This is a genomic window from Streptomyces sp. NPDC007856, from assembly GCF_042868225.1.
Classification (GTDB): domain Bacteria; phylum Actinomycetota; class Actinomycetes; order Streptomycetales; family Streptomycetaceae; genus Streptomyces.
On sequence record NZ_JBIAEC010000014.1, the window covers coordinates 256,431 to 273,697 of the forward strand.

At 68.7% G+C, this 17,267-nt stretch carries 16 protein-coding genes and 1 tRNA gene; 6 read left to right on the top strand and 11 right to left on the bottom strand.

Annotated elements, in window-relative coordinates; all coding sequences use genetic code 11:
* Positions 1 to 47 precede the first annotated feature (47 nt).
* Positions 48 to 1,139, top strand: a complete 1,092-nt coding sequence (locus tag ACFYOH_RS30985; RefSeq protein WP_388632296.1) for a MerR family transcriptional regulator — start codon at positions 48 to 50, stop codon at positions 1,137 to 1,139.
* A 474-nt stretch (positions 1,140 to 1,613) separates the two neighbouring features.
* Here ACFYOH_RS30985 and ACFYOH_RS30990 read toward each other — a convergent pair whose 3' ends face one another.
* The gene (locus ACFYOH_RS30990; protein ID WP_388632299.1) at positions 1,614 to 2,612 is read right to left on the bottom strand and encodes an RNA polymerase sigma factor RpoD/SigA; all 999 of its coding nucleotides are present in this window, start codon (positions 2,610 to 2,612) and stop codon (positions 1,614 to 1,616) included.
* Positions 2,613 to 2,804: 192 nt separating this feature from the next.
* Here ACFYOH_RS30990 and ACFYOH_RS30995 point away from each other — a divergent pair, with 192 nt between their 5' ends.
* Positions 2,805 to 3,323 carry a GNAT family N-acetyltransferase gene (locus tag ACFYOH_RS30995; protein WP_388632301.1) on the top strand — a complete coding sequence of 173 codons (519 nt, stop codon included), beginning with the start codon at positions 2,805 to 2,807 and terminating at the stop codon, positions 3,321 to 3,323.
* A 37-nt stretch (positions 3,324 to 3,360) separates the two neighbouring features.
* Here ACFYOH_RS30995 and ACFYOH_RS31000 read toward each other — a convergent pair whose 3' ends face one another.
* Positions 3,361 to 4,152, bottom strand: coding sequence for a dioxygenase (locus tag ACFYOH_RS31000; protein WP_388632303.1), 792 nt, complete (start codon positions 4,150 to 4,152; stop codon positions 3,361 to 3,363).
* A gap of 107 nt (positions 4,153 to 4,259) precedes the next feature.
* Here ACFYOH_RS31000 and ACFYOH_RS31005 point away from each other — a divergent pair, with 107 nt between their 5' ends.
* Complete coding sequence (locus ACFYOH_RS31005) at positions 4,260 to 4,769, top strand: MarR family winged helix-turn-helix transcriptional regulator (protein WP_388632306.1); 510 nt, start codon at positions 4,260 to 4,262, stop codon at positions 4,767 to 4,769.
* Between the two features lie 31 nt (positions 4,770 to 4,800).
* On the opposite strand, the gene ACFYOH_RS31010 is transcribed toward ACFYOH_RS31005, so the two are convergent.
* Entirely contained in the window at positions 4,801 to 6,357 is a 1,557-nt protein-coding gene (locus tag ACFYOH_RS31010; RefSeq protein WP_388632309.1) for an MFS transporter, read from the bottom strand.
* A 179-nt stretch (positions 6,358 to 6,536) separates the two neighbouring features.
* Complete coding sequence (locus ACFYOH_RS31015; RefSeq protein WP_388632312.1) at positions 6,537 to 7,184, bottom strand: TetR/AcrR family transcriptional regulator; 648 nt, start codon at positions 7,182 to 7,184, stop codon at positions 6,537 to 6,539.
* Between the two features lie 475 nt (positions 7,185 to 7,659).
* Here ACFYOH_RS31015 and ACFYOH_RS31020 point away from each other — a divergent pair, with 475 nt between their 5' ends.
* From ACFYOH_RS31020 to ACFYOH_RS31030, 3 genes are all read left to right on the top strand, one after another.
* Positions 7,660 to 8,892 carry a M6 family metalloprotease domain-containing protein gene (locus ACFYOH_RS31020; protein ID WP_388632315.1) on the top strand — a complete coding sequence of 411 codons (1,233 nt, stop codon included), beginning with the start codon at positions 7,660 to 7,662 and terminating at the stop codon, positions 8,890 to 8,892.
* A 93-nt stretch (positions 8,893 to 8,985) separates the two neighbouring features.
* The gene (locus ACFYOH_RS31025) at positions 8,986 to 10,596 is read left to right on the top strand and encodes an IclR family transcriptional regulator C-terminal domain-containing protein (RefSeq protein ID WP_388632316.1); all 1,611 of its coding nucleotides are present in this window, start codon (positions 8,986 to 8,988) and stop codon (positions 10,594 to 10,596) included.
* A 102-nt stretch (positions 10,597 to 10,698) separates the two neighbouring features.
* A tRNA-Arg gene (locus tag ACFYOH_RS31030) sits at positions 10,699 to 10,771 on the top strand.
* A gap of 413 nt (positions 10,772 to 11,184) precedes the next feature.
* Here the strand turns inward: ACFYOH_RS31030 and ACFYOH_RS31035 are convergent.
* From ACFYOH_RS31035 to ACFYOH_RS31065, 7 genes are all read right to left on the bottom strand, one after another.
* Positions 11,185 to 13,356: a hypothetical protein gene (locus ACFYOH_RS31035; RefSeq protein WP_388632319.1), complete on the bottom strand. Its 2,172-nt coding sequence runs from the start codon at positions 13,354 to 13,356 to the stop codon at positions 11,185 to 11,187.
* A gap of 429 nt (positions 13,357 to 13,785) precedes the next feature.
* Positions 13,786 to 14,943, bottom strand: a complete 1,158-nt coding sequence (locus tag ACFYOH_RS31040; protein ID WP_388632322.1) for a tyrosine-type recombinase/integrase — start codon at positions 14,941 to 14,943, stop codon at positions 13,786 to 13,788.
* Positions 14,943 to 15,155, bottom strand: coding sequence for an excisionase family DNA-binding protein (locus tag ACFYOH_RS31045; protein WP_208032738.1), 213 nt, complete (start codon positions 15,153 to 15,155; stop codon positions 14,943 to 14,945). Before ACFYOH_RS31045 ends, ACFYOH_RS31040 begins: the two co-directional genes overlap by 1 nt.
* A complete protein-coding gene (locus tag ACFYOH_RS31050; RefSeq protein ID WP_388632384.1) occupies positions 15,148 to 16,449 on the bottom strand; it encodes a replication initiator in 1,302 nt (433 codons plus the stop codon). The genes ACFYOH_RS31045 and ACFYOH_RS31050 overlap by 8 nt, the downstream gene beginning before the upstream one ends.
* Before the next feature lie 140 nt (positions 16,450 to 16,589).
* The gene (locus tag ACFYOH_RS31055; RefSeq protein WP_388632325.1) at positions 16,590 to 16,835 is read right to left on the bottom strand and encodes a SpdD protein; all 246 of its coding nucleotides are present in this window, start codon (positions 16,833 to 16,835) and stop codon (positions 16,590 to 16,592) included.
* A gap of 25 nt (positions 16,836 to 16,860) precedes the next feature.
* A complete protein-coding gene (locus tag ACFYOH_RS31060) occupies positions 16,861 to 17,055 on the bottom strand; it encodes a hypothetical protein (protein ID WP_388632327.1) in 195 nt (64 codons plus the stop codon).
* Positions 17,056 to 17,071: 16 nt separating this feature from the next.
* Positions 17,072 to 17,263 carry a mobile element transfer protein gene (locus ACFYOH_RS31065; RefSeq protein ID WP_103809705.1) on the bottom strand — a complete coding sequence of 64 codons (192 nt, stop codon included), beginning with the start codon at positions 17,261 to 17,263 and terminating at the stop codon, positions 17,072 to 17,074.
* Between the last annotated feature and the right edge of the window lie 4 nt (positions 17,264 to 17,267).

Consider the following 17,267-nt stretch of genomic DNA (forward strand, 5'->3'; position numbering starts at 1 on the left):
CCGTGCAGACTTGAGTCTCCCGCAAGGGGAGACCGGAAGGTGGGCTCATGCACTCCGGCATCTCGTACTCGATCGGTGAGCTGGCCCGGCGTACCGGGCTGTCGGTCAAGACGATCCGCTTCTATTCGGACCAGGGCCTCGTGGTGCCGGCAAGCCGTACCCCGGCCGGTTACCGCCGCTACGGTCCCGAGGCGGTCGCCCGACTGGCGCTGGTGCGGACGCTGCGCGAACTCGGCCTCGGCCTGGAGGTGATCCGGCGGATCGTGGACCGGCCGCTCTCCCTCGGCCGGGTCGCGGCCGAGCAGGCTGCCGCGCTGGATGTGCAGATCAGTGTGCTGTGCCTGCGCCGGGCGGTGCTGTCCGCCGTGGCGTCCAGAGGTGAGCCGACCTTCGAGGAGATGGAACGCATGCACCGGTTGGCGACCCTGTCCGAAGCGGAACGGCGACGCCTGATCGACGGTTTCCTGGACGCCGTCTTCGAGGCACCACCACAGCCCGCCCCGACCGACGCACCCCGACCCGCCCTGCCCGACCCACCCCAACCCGCCCTGCCCGACACACCCCGCCCCTCCCCGACCGACGCACCCCAGACCCCGCCGCCCAACGCACCCCACCCTTCCCCGGCCGACCCACCCTTCCCCGCCGAGGCCGGGCTCCGGCGTTCCCTCACCCCCGAGTTGCCCGGCCACCCGACCGAGGAGCAGGTGACGGCGTGGGTGGAGCTGGCCGAGTTGTCGCTCGACGACGAGTTCCGCACGGCCGTACGGCGTCTGGTCCAGGAGCATGCCGTGAACCGGCCCGGGCGTGCGGGCGGCGTCGGCGCCCCGCCCCTGCCCGACGTCGTCGCCGTCGCGCGGGATGTCGTATCCACCGCCCTGACGTCCGGCACCAGGCCCGAAGCGCCGGAAGCGGATCCGGTCGTCGCGGCCCTCGTCACCCGGTGCGTGCCCCCCTCCGGGCACCCGGGCCACAGCTCGCCGCACCAGTGGCTGCTCCAGTGTCTGGAAGCGGCCCGCGACCCCCGCAGGGACACCTATCTCCGCCTGCTGGCCCTCGTCAACGACTGGCCGGCCCCGGAGCCGTTGACCCCGGTGATCGACTGGGCGGCCGCAGCACTGCGCGCACGAGCGGTGGCTTGATGGGAACGTCCGGACAGCGGTGGCGAGTTGCCGGACGGCCCCTTGGCCGGCGTGAGGGGCACAAGCAGAAGCCGGGCCTCGGCACCCGGGGGGGGATAGGTGCCGAAGCCCGGCTGGGGAGGTCCCGGCGCCGGGGGGGATGTGCGTCGGGACCTGGCTGTGTGGGTCGGGTCGTGCGGTGGGCGCGTGGGGTCGGCCCGTAGGTGCGGTTGGTGCGTCGGGAGTGCGGTCCCGGGCCTGGCTGCTGTGGGGCCCGGAAGGGTTGTTCCCGTGGGCCCGGGAGTTGAAGCGATGGGAGCACGCCATGTTTGCGCCGTCTTCCGCCACCGGCGTGCGCCCCCTCAGGCACCGTACGCCCACAGGCACCACGCGTCGCCGACCGCCGCGGCCCCGGCACCGCGTCCTTGCCTCACCCCATGAGCACCCCTCTCACAGCACCGGCACCGGCACCGGCGCCCGCATGCCGTAACCCCGTTACGCCGCCGCGTCGAAGCCGGTCTGGCGGGCCAGCTTCTTCAGTTCGAGCAGAGCGTGCTTCTCGATCTGGCGGATGCGCTCGCGGGTCAGGCCGTGTTCCTTGCCGACCTCGGTCAGGGTGCGCTCGCGGCCGTCCTCGATGCCGTACCGCATCTTGATGATGGAGGCGGTGCGCTGGTCCAGGCGGCCGATCAGGTCGTCCAGCTCCTCGCTGCGCAGCAGGGTCATGACGGACTGCTCGGGGGAGACGGCCGAGGTGTCCTCCAGGAGGTCGCCGAACTGGGTCTCGCCCTCGTCGTCCACCGACATGTTCAGCGACACCGGGTCGCGGGCCCAGTCGAGGACGTCGATGACGCGCTCCGGCGTCGCGCCCAGCTCCGTCGCGATCTCCGCGGGCTCCGGGTCGCGGCCGTGCTCACGGTTGAACTCGCGCTGCACACGGCGGATGCGGCCCAGTTCCTCCACCAGGTGGACGGGGAGCCGGATCGTGCGGGACTGGTCGGCGATGGAGCGGGTGATGGCCTGACGGATCCACCAGGTGGCGTACGTCGAGAACTTGAAGCCCTTGCGGTAGTCGAACTTCTCCACCGCGCGCACCAGGCCGGCGTTGCCCTCCTGGATCAGGTCGAGCAGGGGCAGGCCGCTGCGCGGGTAGCGCCGGGCGACCGCCACGACCAGGCGGAGGTTGGAGCGGATGAAGACGTCCTTGGCCCGCTCGCCGGCGGCGACCAGCGCTTCCAGTTCCTCGCGGGAGGCGTCCGTCCTGGACTCCTCCTCACCGTCGAGGACCTGCTGAGCGAAGACCCCCGCCTCGATGGTCTGGGACAGCTCGACCTCCTTGGCGGCGTCGAGCAGCGGCGTGCGCGCGATCTCGTCGAGGTACATGCCGACCAGGTCGCGGTCCGCGATCTCGCCGCCATGGGCGCGAACACTGCTTGCCGAGTCGACCGTCTCGCCGGTGGCGGACTGACGACGGGCGACGGCACGGGTTGCCATGCGTGCTCCCTTGCGATGGTGGGCTGGCGGGTGGTCCTGCTGAACGCTCGGCATCGGGGGAGTGTCTTTGGCGACTCTCTCCGAGTGCCCTGCATCCGTGGGAGACAACGACTGGAATCCGGACAGAATTCCCAACCCGCCCCCCAATTTTTCTGATCATGCAGTACCCTGTCCGCCACGCAGGGAGGCGAGATGCCGACGGAACGTACAAAATTGCAGGTCAGGCCGGGAGTCGAGGGAGATCTCGACGCTCTCACGGCGATCTACAACCACTATGTACGTGAGACGGCCATCACTTTCGATACCGCGATCTTCACTCCGGAAGAGCGCCGCCCTTGGCTGCTCTCCCACCCGGAAGACGGCCCGCACCGGCTGATGGTTGCCACGAATCCGGACTCTCAGGAGATTCTGGGGTACGCCACATCCAGCCCTTACCGGCCGAAACCCGCGTACGTCACGTCGGTGGAGACCTCGGTGTACGTCGCCCCGGACACCGGCCGGCGCGGCATCGGCGCGCTGCTCTACGAGGCCCTGTTCAAGGCGCTGGCCGACGAGGACGTGCACCGCGCCTACGCCGGGATCGCCCAGCCCAACGAGGCCTCCGAGCGGCTCCACGCCCGCTTCGGCTTCCGCCATGTCGGCACCTACCGCGAGGTCGGCCGCAAGTTCGGCCGCTACTGGGACGTGGCCTGGTTTGAGAAGGAGCTGTAGCCCGGCGGGCACCCGCGCCCCGGCAAGGGCCGGCACCTCACCCGAACTGCACCGACCGCTTCGCCATTCCCATCCAGAACCCGTCGATCACCGACTTCTGCGCGTCCAGCTCGCCGCCCGCCTCCGCCGCGCCCATGGTGACGAAGAGCGGGGCGAAGTGTTCGGTGCGCGGATGGGCGTACCGGCCGGCCGGGGCCTTGTCCAGGAAGGCCAGCAGAGCGTCCCAGTCGCGGGCCTCAAGGGCGCGGCGGCCCCAGTCGTCGAACTCGGAGGACCAGCTGGGTACGCCGCTACCCGCGTAGCGCAGGGCGGCGAGGTTGTGGGTGAAGAAGCCGGAGCCGACGATCAGCACCCCCTCGTCCCGCAGCGGGGCGAGCCTGCGGCCGATGTCCATCAGGCGCACCGGGTCGAGTGTGGGCATGGAGATCTGCAGGACGGGGATGTCGGCGGCCGGGAACATCTCGACGAGGGGGACGTAGGCGCCGTGGTCGAGGCCGCGGTCGGGGATGTCCTGGACGGGGGTGCCGGGGGCGCGCAGCAGCTTGCGGACGGACTCGGCGAGCTCGGGCGCGCCGGGGGCGGCGTACTGGACCCGGTAGTAGTGCTCGGGGAAGCCCCAGAAGTCGTAGACGAGCGGGACGGTCGCCACGGCGCCCAGCGCGAGCGGGGCCTCCTCCCAGTGGGCGGAGACCATGAGGATCGCCTTGGGGCGGGGCAGGTCCGCGGACCAGGCGGCGAGCTGGCCGGGCCAGACGGGGTCGTCGGCGAGCGGCGGGGCGCCATGACTGAGGTACAGGGCGGGCATGCGCTCCGGGCTGCTGATGGACATGGCGGCGGCTCCCAGGGACTACCAGCTTGCTTTAACTCTCAAGTTCCACGCCAACCGTACGCCCGACTTGTTCAAGTTTCAAGGAGACGCCTCGTACAGTGGACTGCATGAACACGGCATCCGACTCCGCCGCACAGCCCCGCTGGCTCAGCGACGGGGAACAGCGCGTCTGGCGCGCCTATCTGCACGCCACCACCCTGCTGGAGGACCACCTCGACCGGCAGCTGCAGCGCGACGCGGGCATGCCGCACATCTACTACGGCCTGCTCGTGGGCCTCGCCGAGGCACCGCGCCGCCGGCTGCGGATGACCGAACTGGCCATGCAGGCGAAGATCACCCGTTCCCGGCTGTCGCACGCGATCGCGCGGCTGGAGAAGAACGGCTGGGTGCGCCGCGAGGACTGCCCCTCCGACAAGCGCGGCCAGTTCGCGGTGCTCACGGACGAGGGCGCGGAGGTGCTGAGGCGCACCGCGCCGGGACATGTGGCCGCCGTACGGCAGGCGATGTTCGAGCGGCTCAGCCCGGAACAGCAGAAGGCCCTCGGCGAGATCATGGAGATCATCGCCGAGGGCCTCCAGCCCGATGAAGCGGGTGCGGACCTGCCCTGGCTCCGCTAGATCAGCGCACGGCCACGCGCCGCACGGCCGGTCAGTGGGCCACCACCGGCACCGGCACCTCGTCCTCGACGCCCTCGCCGGAGATCACCGCGGTGGTGCCCGGCCGTCCGGCGTTGACGAAGGTGAAGGCGATCAGGGCGGCGAGCCCGAGGATGCCGACGGCGAACCAGATCGCCGAGGTGTAGCCGTGCACCATGCCCTGGAGCCCGACCAGCTGCTGCTGCGGCTTGGTGGCCGCACCGGCGATGTGGTCCTTGATGTACGACGTCTTCGCCGACGCGGCGATGGTGTTCAGCAGGGCGGTGCCGATCGCGCCGCCCACCTGCTGCGAGGTGTTGACCATCGCGGAGGCGACACCGGCGTCCCGGGGCTCGACGCCCTGGGTGGCCAGGGACATCGCCGGCATGAACGCCGTACCCATGCCGAGGCCGAGCAGCAGCATTGCGGGCAGCAGCAGCATGCCGTAGGAGGAGTCGATCTTCAGCTGGGTCAGCAGCAGCATGCCGACGCCGGCGACCAGGAAGCCGGGGCCCATCAGCAGCCGGGGCGCGACGCGGGTCATCAGGCGGGTGCCGATCTGGGTGGACCCCGTGATCATGCCCGCGATCATCGGCAGGAAGGCGAAGCCGGTCTTGACCGGCGAGTAGCCCTTCACGACCTGCAGGTAGTAGGTCAGGAAGAGGAACAGGCCGAACATGCCGATGATGGCGAGGCCGAGGGAGAGGTAGATGCCGCCGCGGTTGCGGTTGCTGACCACGCGCAGCGGCAGCAGCGGAGCCTTGACCCGGGACTCGACGACCACGAAGGCGAGCAGCAGCACCGCCGACGCGACGAACATCGAGACGGTCAGGGAGTCGCCCCAGCCGTCGGACTCGGCGCGCGTGAAGCCGTACACGAGCGCGACGAGACCCAGGGTGGACAGGATCACGCCGGGGATGTCGAGCGGGGAGCGGTTGCGGCCGCCCTCGGGCTCACGGATGACGAAGTAGGCACCGGCCGCGGCGACGATGGCGAACGGGACGTTCACGAAGAAGGTCCAGCGCCAGTTCAGGTACTCGGTGAGGAAACCGCCGAGGATCAGGCCGACGGCACCGCCGCCGCCCGCGATGGCGCCGTAGATGCCGAACGCCTTGGCGCGCTCGCGGGCGTCGGTGAACATCACGGCGAGCAGCGACAGCGCGGCCGGGGCGAGCAGGGCACCGAAGACGCCCTGGAGGGCGCGGGCGCCGAACATCATCGGGCCGGTGGTGGCGGCACCGCCCAGCGCGGAGGCGAGGGCGAAGCCGGCCAGGCCGGTGACGAAGGCGCGCTTGCGGCCCCATTTGTCGGCGATCCGGCCGCCGAAGAGCAGCAGACCGCCGAAGGCGAGGGCGTAGGCCGTGACGACCCACTGCCGGTTGCCGTCGGATATGCCGAGGTCGCTCTGGGCGGAGGGGAGGGCGATGTTCACGATGGTGGCGTCGAGGACGACCATCAGCTGGGCGAGCGCGATGAAGACGAGCGCCTTCCAGCGGTTGGCGTCGGCGCCGCGTGCGGCGATGCCGGTCGGCGCGGCGGCGCCGGGAGCCTTTCGGGCTGTTTCGGACATGGAGGTACCCACTTCGGGACTTCGTGACGGATGTGACGGAAAACGTGCGAGAAAGATCGAGAAAAGAGACGGTAGGACGAAAAAACGGAAGCTCGGAGTGTGGCTCGTCGACGGTGACGGCCGGGGCGCCGGGTGTGCCGGCCTACGGGTGGACTGGGATCGGGAGCCGAACTAATCGGTCAGGACGCGCGCAGCTCCTTGATGGTCACGGCCGTGCCCGGCAGGGCGGAGCGGGCGGGCGCCCGCAGGCCGTCGAGGAACAGCTGGAGGTGGCGGTGGACGAAACGGTCGCCGCGCAGGCAGTCCGTGCCGGCCGGGGGCCGGCTCAGCTGGGCCACCACGATCATCAGGTCGCCGACGCCGACGTCGGTCCGGAGCTGTCCGGCCGCCTTGGCCCGGCCCATGACCTCCTCGATGAGCTGCTCGACGCGCTCGCGGGAGGCCTCCAGGTCGGGGTGGTGCTTGTCGAAGCTGCTGGCGATCATCGGGCACAGCGCGCTGATCCGCTCGTCGGCGGAGACGTGCACGAAGTGCTCCAGGGCGGCGAAGGCGTCCCCGGTCTCCGCGAGGGCCACCTCGGCCGCCTCGGCCGTACGGTCCATCACGGAGCAGACGACCTCGCGGACGAGGGCCTCGCGGTCGGGGAAGTTGCGGTACACCGTGGCGTTGCCGACGCCGGCCCGGCGGGCGATCTCGTCGAGCGGCACGTCCGGACCGTGCTCGACGAACATCTCCCGGGCCGCGGTGACGATCCGCTCCCGGTTGCGCACGGCGTCGGCGCGGGGCCGGGGTACCTTGCGCACTTCGGGGGTGGTCGCGGTCGGCACGGCGTGCTCCTCGGGGCGTTGGAGGCGATCCGGGGAAGCAGTCCCCGTTTTCGCTCGGACACAGGACTAAACGGGGAGGCGTTCCCCGGTTATTTCCCCAGCACGAAAAGAACCGCTGTGACCTGAGACACACTCATCTCTCGCCCGGATTCACCCTCCTGCGGCCCGGCATTCCCACGATCGGTCTCCTCCAGCGCGCGCCCCCGCACCCCGCCGACACAGGGTGAGCGCAAGGGTGCAGCCGGAGACCGGTGGCTGCCGTGGAGCGAAGGGTCCATGCATGCAGCCGCAGCCGCCCCGCCACATACCCCTTGCCCCCGCGGGAGCCCCCCGGGCCGGCACACGGGCCCACCGGGGTGGCACAGGGGCCCACCGGGGTGGCACACGGGCCCACCGGGGTGGCACACGGGCCCACCGGGGTGGCTTTGACCGCGAAGTACGCCCTCGCGTCCGCCGGCGCATACGCCCGCGCCGGGTGGCCGCTCTCGCCGTGGTGACCGCGCTGACCCTGACGGTCAGCACCTCGGCCGGGACCGGACACCTGATGGCGCCCACCACCGCCGGGCCCATCGGCACGGCCCGTTCCGCCCTCTCCCCCTGCACGGTCCAGGCCGGGGCCGACGTGGAGATGACCGAGGGCACGCCCACACCGCACGGCTACGCACACTCCACCGGCACGCTCCACGCCCTGACCCTGATGGTCGACTTCTCCGACGCGCCCGGGCAGGGCAAGGCCATGGACCGCTTCCACGAGTTCTTCCCGCAGACCCAGGAGTGGTTCCGCACCGCGTCCTACGGCCGCCTCGACTACCGGGCGGAGACCCCGATCACCACCTGGCTGCGGATGCCCAGGCCCTTCAAGGGGTACGGCATAGAGCGCGGCGCGCCCTTCGACCCCGGCTACCGGCAGCTCGTGCAGGACATCGTGGCCGCGGCCGACCCCCAGGTGGACTTCCGCGCGTACGACATCCTGAACGTCCTGATCACCCCCAACGCAGGCCCCTCCGCCCTGGACACGGTCCTGTCCGTGACCTTCGCCGGCAACGGCGACGCCCCGGTCGCCGACGGCGTCCCCGTCGCCAACGCGTCCTTCATCTACTCCCGGCAGGACGACGGCTCCGGCTCCTACTCACGCACCGGCTACCGGGTGCTGCCGCACGAGAACAGCCACACCTTCGGCCTGCCCGACCTGTACACGCAGGAGGGCGGAGGCGCGGTCGGGCACTGGGACATCATGAGCGAGGACTGGGGTGCCTCCAACGATCTGCTCGGTTGGCACAAGTGGAAGCTGGGCTGGCTGGACGGCTCCCAGGTGGGCTGCGTGGCGGCACGCGGCACCGTCGAGTACGACCTGACACCGCTGTACAAGCCGGGCGGCGGAAAACTGGTCCTGGTCCCCCTCGACACGCGGAGTGCGTACGTCCTGGAGGTACGGGAGCAGGGCGGCAACGACGGGGTGGTGTGCCATCCGGGTGTCCTGATCTACAAGGTGGACGGCGCGATCGACACCGGACGCGGACCGGTCACGGTCCAGGACAGCCACCCCGGCAGCGGCGGCTGCACCCGCAGCCCCAACGTCCAGGCAGAACTCTCCGACGCCCCCTTCTCCCCCGGCGAGACCTTCAAGGACCGTCGCCACGGCATCACCGTCCAGGTGATCAGCAGGGACGAGGACGGCGAGTACCGGCTGCGGGTGACACGTCAGTAGGGGCGCTCGGGCCCGCTTCGGGAACGCTTCGGGCAACGGCGTGCCGAGCGGCGGTTTACCGTAGGCGTGCCCGAACGCCGTACCGGAGAGCCGATGCCCGCGAAGACCGCACTGGATGCCGACGCCCGTGTCGAAGCGGGGGAAGCCGTCGGGCCGTTGCTGCGCGGGGTCGGGGTGCTGCGGCGGCTGACCGAGGCGGGCGGCACGCTGAGCCCCAGTGCACTGGAGCGGGCCACCGGCCTCGCCCGCTCCACGGTCGACCGCATCACCGCGACCCTGGCCCGCATGGACTACGTCCGCCTGGACGGCCGGGACGTGATCCTTGCCCCCCGCGCGATGGAACCGGGCAACGCCTACCTGGCCGCCCTCCGCCTGCCCGCACTGCTCGGCGCCCACGCCGAGGCCCTCGCCGACGAGCTGGACGAGTCCGTCTCGCTCGCGGTCGCCGACCTCGACGGCATCCGCTTCATCCACCAGGCCACCCGCCGCCGCGCGATGTCCGTGAGCTTCCGCATCGGCGACCTGCTCCCGGCCGAACGCACCGCGCCGGGCCCGCTGTTCGCGACCGAGTGGACGGAGCCGGACTGGACCCGCTGGCGCGCCCGCCGCGCGGCGGACCCGACGGACTCGACGTTCCCCGCCGTACCGCCGAGGCAACCGCCCGCCGACGACTCCACCTTCCCGGCACGCGTGGAGCGGGCGCGCCGGGACGGCTGGGCGGTGGACGACCAGCTGATCGAACCGGGCCTGGTCGCGGTCTCCGTGCCCGTACGGCACCCGGACACCGGCCGCCCGGCCTGCGTGGCGAGCGTGGTCAGCCACACCAGCCGCCACTCGGCGACCGACCTGCGCACCACTCTCCTCCCCCGCCTTCGTACGGCGGTGACGGCGATGGAGTCCGCCCTGCGCACGGCACCGCCGCCCGATCCGGGGCCGCCCCCCGCGGGCCTCGCGACCTGGACGACGGCGTCCAAGCACGAGCTGGGCCGGGACTTCGTGGAGTCCCTGGCGCGCGGGCTGACCGTGCCGACTGCCTTCGGCGAGGGCCGCTCGGCGCTGTCCCTGAGCGAGGTGGCACGGGCGACCGGCCTGGCCCGGGCCACGGCCCGCCGCGCGCTGCTCACCCACGAACAGCTGGGCCTGGTGCGCGCGCACCCCGACCGCACCTTCGCCCTGACCCCCCGCGTCCTCGACCTCGGCTTCCCGCCCCTGTCCCGCACCACGCTCCCCCGCCTGGCCGAGCCCCACCTCCGCCTTCTCGCGGACCGGCTGCACGAGCCGACGGCGCTGGCGGTGCTGACGCCCGACGGCACGGAGGTCCAGTACACGGCCGGAGCGGGCGCGAGCCGCGTCCTCACGGTCCACATCACGGTCGGCGCCCGCCTCCCCGCCGCGCAGACCTCCCTCGGCCGCGTCCTCCTGGCGGACACCACATCTCCCCTCCCCCCGCCCCTCGCCGAGGTCCGCGCCCAGGGATACGCCCTGGTCGACGAGGAACTGGAGTCGGGCCTACGCTCCATCGCGGTACCGCTGCGGAACCGGTCCGGCCGGGCGGCCGCCGCCCTGAACGTCGCCACCCACGCGGCCCGCCGCACCCTGGAGGACTGCGTCCAGGAGATCCTCCCCGCCCTCCGCACCACCGCCGCCCACATCGAGTCGGACCTCCACACCGCCTCCCGCTTCACCCACATCCCCGCGTCCTGACCCCCGCCATCCCCGGCCCGCCGTACGGCGACGACCCACCCGCTACACTGTCGCTCGGTGGCTCGTCGCCACCGACGGAGCAACGCCTTCTTGCCTTCGTCTGCCTTCGTAGCTCAGGGGATAGAGCACCGCTCTCCTAAAGCGGGTGTCGCAGGTTCGAATCCTGCCGGGGGCACAGAGAGAAGGGCCAGCTCAGGAGGGATCCCCTCCCAGGCTGGCCCTTTGTGTTGTTCAACTCCATGCCACACGCGTGCCACTAAGTCCACATCCCTAGCCGAGGAGCCGCCCTCGCGGATCACGGCCCGGAGCCGGTCGGCGATGGCGCGGTCACGGTCGCTGGTCAAGTGGTGGTCGGATCAGCGCGAGGCAGGAGCTGCTGTGCCCGATCACCTCGCCGATGCTGGCGCCGGCCGTTGCAGGGAGCGTTCTCCTGGGTGTCGAAGGCACGTGGAGTGCAGCTCGGCAGTGACGCTCGTAGTCTTCCGGGGCCTTGACCCAGCCGTCCTGGTAGTCGACTCCGCCTTGACCTGCCGCCCCTGCGGCCCGTGGGGGCGTACGTAAATACCTATGTGGACCTTGAAGCGTATTTCAACTAACCAACCAATCAGTAGGGCTGTTACTAGCAAGGCGGAGGAAGTCAGACGCTTTAACGTGCAGTTCGAGTTGCGTTTTGGGGGGTAGCGAAGATCGACCGAACCTCCCACCCTTGTGCAGCCTACTCATGTCTACGATCGCCTCCATCGACCTAGTTCCATTTCGATAGTTTGGTATCTTCAGAAAGGCCCGCGCCACCTCGTCATCAACAGCAATCCTTCCATCTTCTCCTTCCTTAATTCCCGCCCGCTTGAGGAACTCGTTAAGAAGTATTGCCCGCCGCGCTAGCACACGGAGGTCTACGATCGACCCCGAGGGCGGATTAACTCCCACCACATCAACGTAACCTCGAAGCCTACTCGCGAAGTCGACCACCTTTGCATTCTTGAATACACTTGACTTTTCAAGGAATTCTGCATAGCTCTTCGAGGTGCCGCCTGCAAATACAAAAATGCAGCGGCCAACATGGTGGGTAACTTGCTCTTCCTGGAATTTTCCGTCCTGCATAGGCGCTAGAAAGAAGCGCAACCAGCCAAGTTCTGAAGTGCCTAGCGTAGTGTCGAACTCGTCCCAGAAGACGAGTGGTACAACTCCTGCCAGGCAACCATCTCGCACCTGATGCAGAGCACCGATAAAGTCTCTCGGTGATGCAAACTGCGACAAATTGAACGTGAGCGCCTCTTCGGCGCCAAGCGATTTAGCTACCTGCGTCACTGCAAACGACTTCCCATCTCCCGGGGCGCCAAATACTGCAATGGACCTAGGTTTCGTTTTGTCTGCATCGTCGAGATATTCGGCGATTAGGTTTTGGACGGACCTCAGAGCCTCCAACTCTCTGCGATCAACGGAGAGGAAATCTTCAAATTGCCCAATCGGCACGTTACTCAGGTGTTCTCTGCCTCGATGAACAATCTCGATCGCTACGTCAAGTGCATCTTCCTTGGAATACACCTCCTCGAGTATGGACCAGGCGCCGACTCTAGAACTCTTGGGTGGGTGGATGGTAGATTTCCCTATTCGCGGAGCTGGTGGTCGCTCTCCCACTACCGCCGGCTTCACGTCCTCGTCCTTCATCCACGTGCTCTCGGAGTTGAGCACGCTGGGAGTATCACTGGGCTCAGCGAATCCGCGATCGTAGATCCTATGCATGCACCTGAGCCCGTATTCAATCCCGTCGCACACAGCGTTATGAAACTCGGCCGCCTGCTCGGATTCCGCCTCTAGAGGGGCGCACGCAGAAGAAACTATACGGCTCGCCACGGCAGCAGTTAGCGCCTGAGTATACCCAAACATTTTTCCATCTTTATGATCTCTATCCCAGCTCCCTTCGGTGTGCTCAGTATCAAAGATCAGCTCGTACGGTGGATCGTTATAGTAGTCAACCAGCAAGGCCCCTGACGGCCCAAAGGTAACAATCAACCTCGTGCAGTCCTGAAGGGTTTTGAGGGTAGGATTTCCATGAAGTTCTCGCAGCACGTCGAATGCGGACTTTTCCCATGAGAGGCCTCGACTGACTTCCGCCCCTACATTTCGCAAACTGTCCACTGTTGTCAGCACAACAAGCCTGCGTGCCATCAAGGCATCGGGCCCTATCTGCCCATGTACCAAATTCCAAAGATCATCCTCGCCGGTAGCTCTTCTCAAGCGAAGATTGAGAAATACCCATGGCCCGCCATCGCCTTCGACGTCTGCATCACGCAATCCTGGGACACGGGACCATGGACCTCCAGCCCTACTGAATCCCAAAGCCGAGTCATTAACCACGACGAGGTCTGGATTGCCTTGGAGGCTGTCAGCGGGATATGGCTCAAGCCCCTGTTGACAATGAAACCCGAGAAAATTACTAACTCGCCATTTCGCGTCCTTCTTCGGTTTACCGGTCTTGGAGTCACGAGGCAATTTGTCCAGCGTATTGAATGAGTGGTGTACTCTTTTATCATCGGGGGCAGGGTACTTTTCCATAGGTCGCAATCCACAGACAATTGCATTTTCAGCAGCCTGATCGACTAGATGCGTCAACAGAAAGGCTCCACCCCAAAGCCAATGTGTGCTGCACTCGGCCGTTAGGCGCTCTTCTGCGGCAAGAAAGCCTTCTCGCGCGCGTTTGACCGCCCAGTCAACCGTCGTATCGCCATCCACCACCACTAGAAGGTCATTCTTTGTCATGATGAATCACGCAATCGAATGTGAGGCGCACCATAGCCATATGTGCTCGATGCGGTTCAGTACCCCGGCTTGCTATACCCGTCCTGACCAACAGAACCCGCCCCTGCCCTCTCATCCACCGTAGAACGGAGTTGAGGGAGTCGCCACCGTGGATCCGGCGCCTCCCTTATCCGGACTGCGGCAACTGCCGGGCTCAGCGAGACGCATGACGGCATTAGCGCACAGCAGCAATCGCGTGCACCCTGCCGCGAACAAGTTGGGGTCTGACGCCAGCCTGCAGCTCAGATGCCCAGAGCAGTTGGTCGGACTCCTCAAGGCGGATGTCGCCGGTTTGAACCGTGCCGCGGACACAACGAGAAGGGCCAGCTCAGGAGGGCTTCTTCCCAGGCTGGCCCTTCGGCTTTTCGAAGTCGTGCCGCAGGCGTGCCACTACCGGCCCGCGGGGTCTTTCTCGGAGCCGTCGGAAGCCGATCGCCCACTCCCCCGGATCATGGCCCCGAGCCGATCCGCGATGGCCCGGTCCCGGTCGCTGGTCATGTGCTGATAGATCAGCGCGGCGCGCGAGCTGCTGTGGCCCATGCGGGTCATCAGCTCCCGGGTGCTGGCGCCGGCCGTGGAGGCGAGCGTGTTGCCTGTGTGCCGCAGATCATGGAAATGTAGCTCGGCCGATACGCCCGCAGCCTTCCGAGCCTTCACCCAGTCGTCCCGGAAGTTGCTCCGCCGCAGTTGTCCTCCCTGGGGGCCGACGAAGACGTGTCCGTCGCGGCCCGGGGCAGCGAAGTCCTCCAGGTGGCGCGTCACGTCGCCGAGCAGTTCGGCCGGGAAGGAAACGGAGCGAACCCCGGCCGCAGACTTCGGCGCCTTGTCGAAGAGTCGGCCGTCCTGCAGCTCGGCCTGAGCGCGGCGCACAGTGACAGTCAGCGCCTCCAGGTCGATGTCCCGGCGCCGCAAGGCCGCCAGCTCCCCGAACCGTAGCGTGGTGAAGGCCGCCAGGAGGACGAGCAGCCGGTAGCGCGGCGCAATGGAGTCGGCCACGGCGAAGACCTCCGCCACCGTGAGCACCGGCCGTTCGGGCACGTCGTAACAGTCGGCGCCCTTGATGCGGCACGGGTTGCGCCGGATCAGCTCGTCGTCCACGGCCGTGTTCATCAGGGCACGCAGCAACTGGTACGCCTTCACGACCGACGGCTCGCCGACGCCAGCCGCCAGGAGCTTGCCACGCCAACTCCGCACGCGAGGGGTCGTCACGTCGGCCACCGTTCCGGCCCCGAAGGTGGGCAGGATATGCAGCCGCATCACCGACTCGTTCCGCTCGCGGGTGCGGTCGGCCAGCTTGCGGTCCCGCAGCCATGCGGTGGCGTACTCGGCGAAGTTCATCTGCCCGGCTTCCGGGTCCGACCACTGCCCGCGCGCGATGTCCGACTCGATGTGCGTCAGGGCGACCTGAGCGTCGGTCTTCGTGGCGTACGTCTTCTCAGCGGGACGCAGTTGCCCCGTCTCTGGATCTCGGTACCGGACCTGCCAACGGCCGGACGGGAGCTGTCGGACCGAACCGAAGTCCCGACGCCTCCCTTTCTTGTTGGCCATTAGGCAGCCCTCCGTAGGGAGCTGCGCCGATGACCAATCGCCTGCACCGTGTTGGCGTCGATGAAGGCGTTCAGCGCGCTCTCCGGAATGCGGACGTGACGGCCAACCTTGACGAACACGATGCGTCGCTCGGCAATCAGGCGACGCGGGAAGCGTTCCGTAGTGCCAAGGAGTTCGGCCACCTGCGCCACTGTCAGGTAGCGGTCAGCCATGAGTGGGTTCTCCTTCCGTTCCGGGGGCGGGTTCGAGGGATGCGGCAAGCCAGGCTTCGGTGTCGGACAGGCCGGTGCCGGCGAAGACCCAGTGGGCGAGGACGTACGTCGTCTCGGGCTCCGGGCCGTTGGCCGCTGTCGCTTGCGCTCGGCGCCATGCGGCGCGGGCGTCGCGGAGAGCGCCGAGGGTCGTGGAGTAGCGGCGGGACTTGGTGGAGAAGTGGCCGCGGAAGCCGAGCATGTGGGCCCAGGCGCGCAGGCGGAGGTGTTCCAGGTCCTTGCGCGCACCGAGGGTCCAGGCCGTTCGGATGAGGCGGCGGGCGTGATCGCTGATGTCGAGCTGGGCGAGTTCGGCGGCGAACTTCAGCGGGCGGTCGAGGGCGCCCGTCGCGGTCTCGGCGCCCTTGGTCGCGTACTTGGCGATGTACGCCGCTACGGCCCGCTCGGTCAGCTCCTGGCCGTCGTTGAAGTCGGCGGAGCGGATGGTGCGGACGTCGAGCTGGCGGCCGAAGGTGAAGGTGTGAGCGCGACCGTCGATGACCGGGCCGTCGACGCGAGCCTTCGCAGCAGCGGCTTCGATGGCGTCAGTGAGGAGTTCGGCCGTTGCCCAGGGCGGGGGCGGAGTGTCTCCGCCGCTGGGGCCGTCGAGGCGGATGACCGCGTGGAAGTGGACGGCTCCGCGCTTCTGGTACTCGGCGACCTTGGCGAAAGACACGCGGGCGTGCTCGCGGAATCGCCGCTGTGACAGGCCCGCCTGCTTGGCGACCTCTCGGCGCAGGTAGACGGAGAAGCGCCGCCAGACCTGCCCGGCATGAGCGTTCCAGAGGACGGCTGCCTCGTAGTCGTAGGTGTCCGGGTCGAGCGGAGTACCAAGGGCGTCGTCGTCCTGGTCGTGGTGGGTGCCGCAGCGGCAGGGGCGGCCGTCGGTGCGGCGGTTGTGGACCGGGCCGAAGCCGGGGGCGGTGAAGGTGGCGAAGACGCGGGGGTGAGCGGCAACGTGTTCCGGGGTGCCCTTGCCGCCGCGCAGTCCGGCGGTGATGAGGTGGAAGGTGTCGCGGCGGTAGACCTCGGCGCAGGCCGGGCAGCGGGTGGTACGGCGGTTGTTGCAGCGGACGAGGAGTTGGCCGGCCGGGAGGGCGGTCGAGTCGAGGTGGCGGAGGACGCGGCCGATCTCACCGGTGGTGGTGTCGATGTCGTACTCGGTGCGGTGGCCGTCGAGGCGGATCGGGTTGGTGCAGCCGCCGAGCCCGGAGAACTGCCGGAGGATACCGGGCAGGGTGCCGCCTTCGGCCAGCCTTGCGAGTTCCGGGAGCGGGGGCGGGGTGGTGCGGGTGAAGATGGCGGTCTCCTTCTGACTGGATCGATCAGGAGTGATGGCCCGGGGCGGCCGGATGCTTGGCCGTGTCGTGGCCGCCCCGGGTGCGGTGCGGCTTGTCAGCGCCGGTACTGGTCGCGGAGCAGGGAGCGCACGACGACAGCGGCGACGGCCACGGATATGGCCGTGACGGCGACGGCGGCCAGGAGCGCGGTGAGGACCACACCGGCGACGAGCACCGTCGCGACCGTCTTCTGGTCCACGGGCAGCGACGGGAGGCCGCGCCGGACGGGAGCCGGGTCGGTCGGCGCGTGAGTGTGGGCGGGCGACGGGGTGGGGCTGTCCGGGTACTTGGGCAGGAACACAGCGGGCGTCTCCTTATCTACTCGTCTAGGCATGTGAGCCGTTTACGACTCTCACGCCGGAGCGGGTACCGGACTCGATGGCGGGAGCCAGGAAGGTGTGCGAGAGCCAGAAGCCGAACAGGGCGATCAGGACAACGATCCAGGTACGGACGCCGAGGAACTTGATCGCTCCCCAGGCGAAGAAGCCGAGGACGACGACGAGCGGCAGGCTGACGGTCACGGTTGTCCGGGTCCTTTCAGCGGACGGGGCAGCGGTGGGTGCGGGCGGCCAGTTCGGCGGCGGCGCGGCTGTCGTAGTCGGCGGAGAAGCCGCAGCGCGGGGCGGTGCAGGCCGCGGTGTGCTTCTCACGGCCCCGGCTGTCGTAAGCGGTGCCGACCTGAACGGGGCCGATGCGGGTGACGTTGCGGAAGCTGCGGTTGGCGGACACGGGG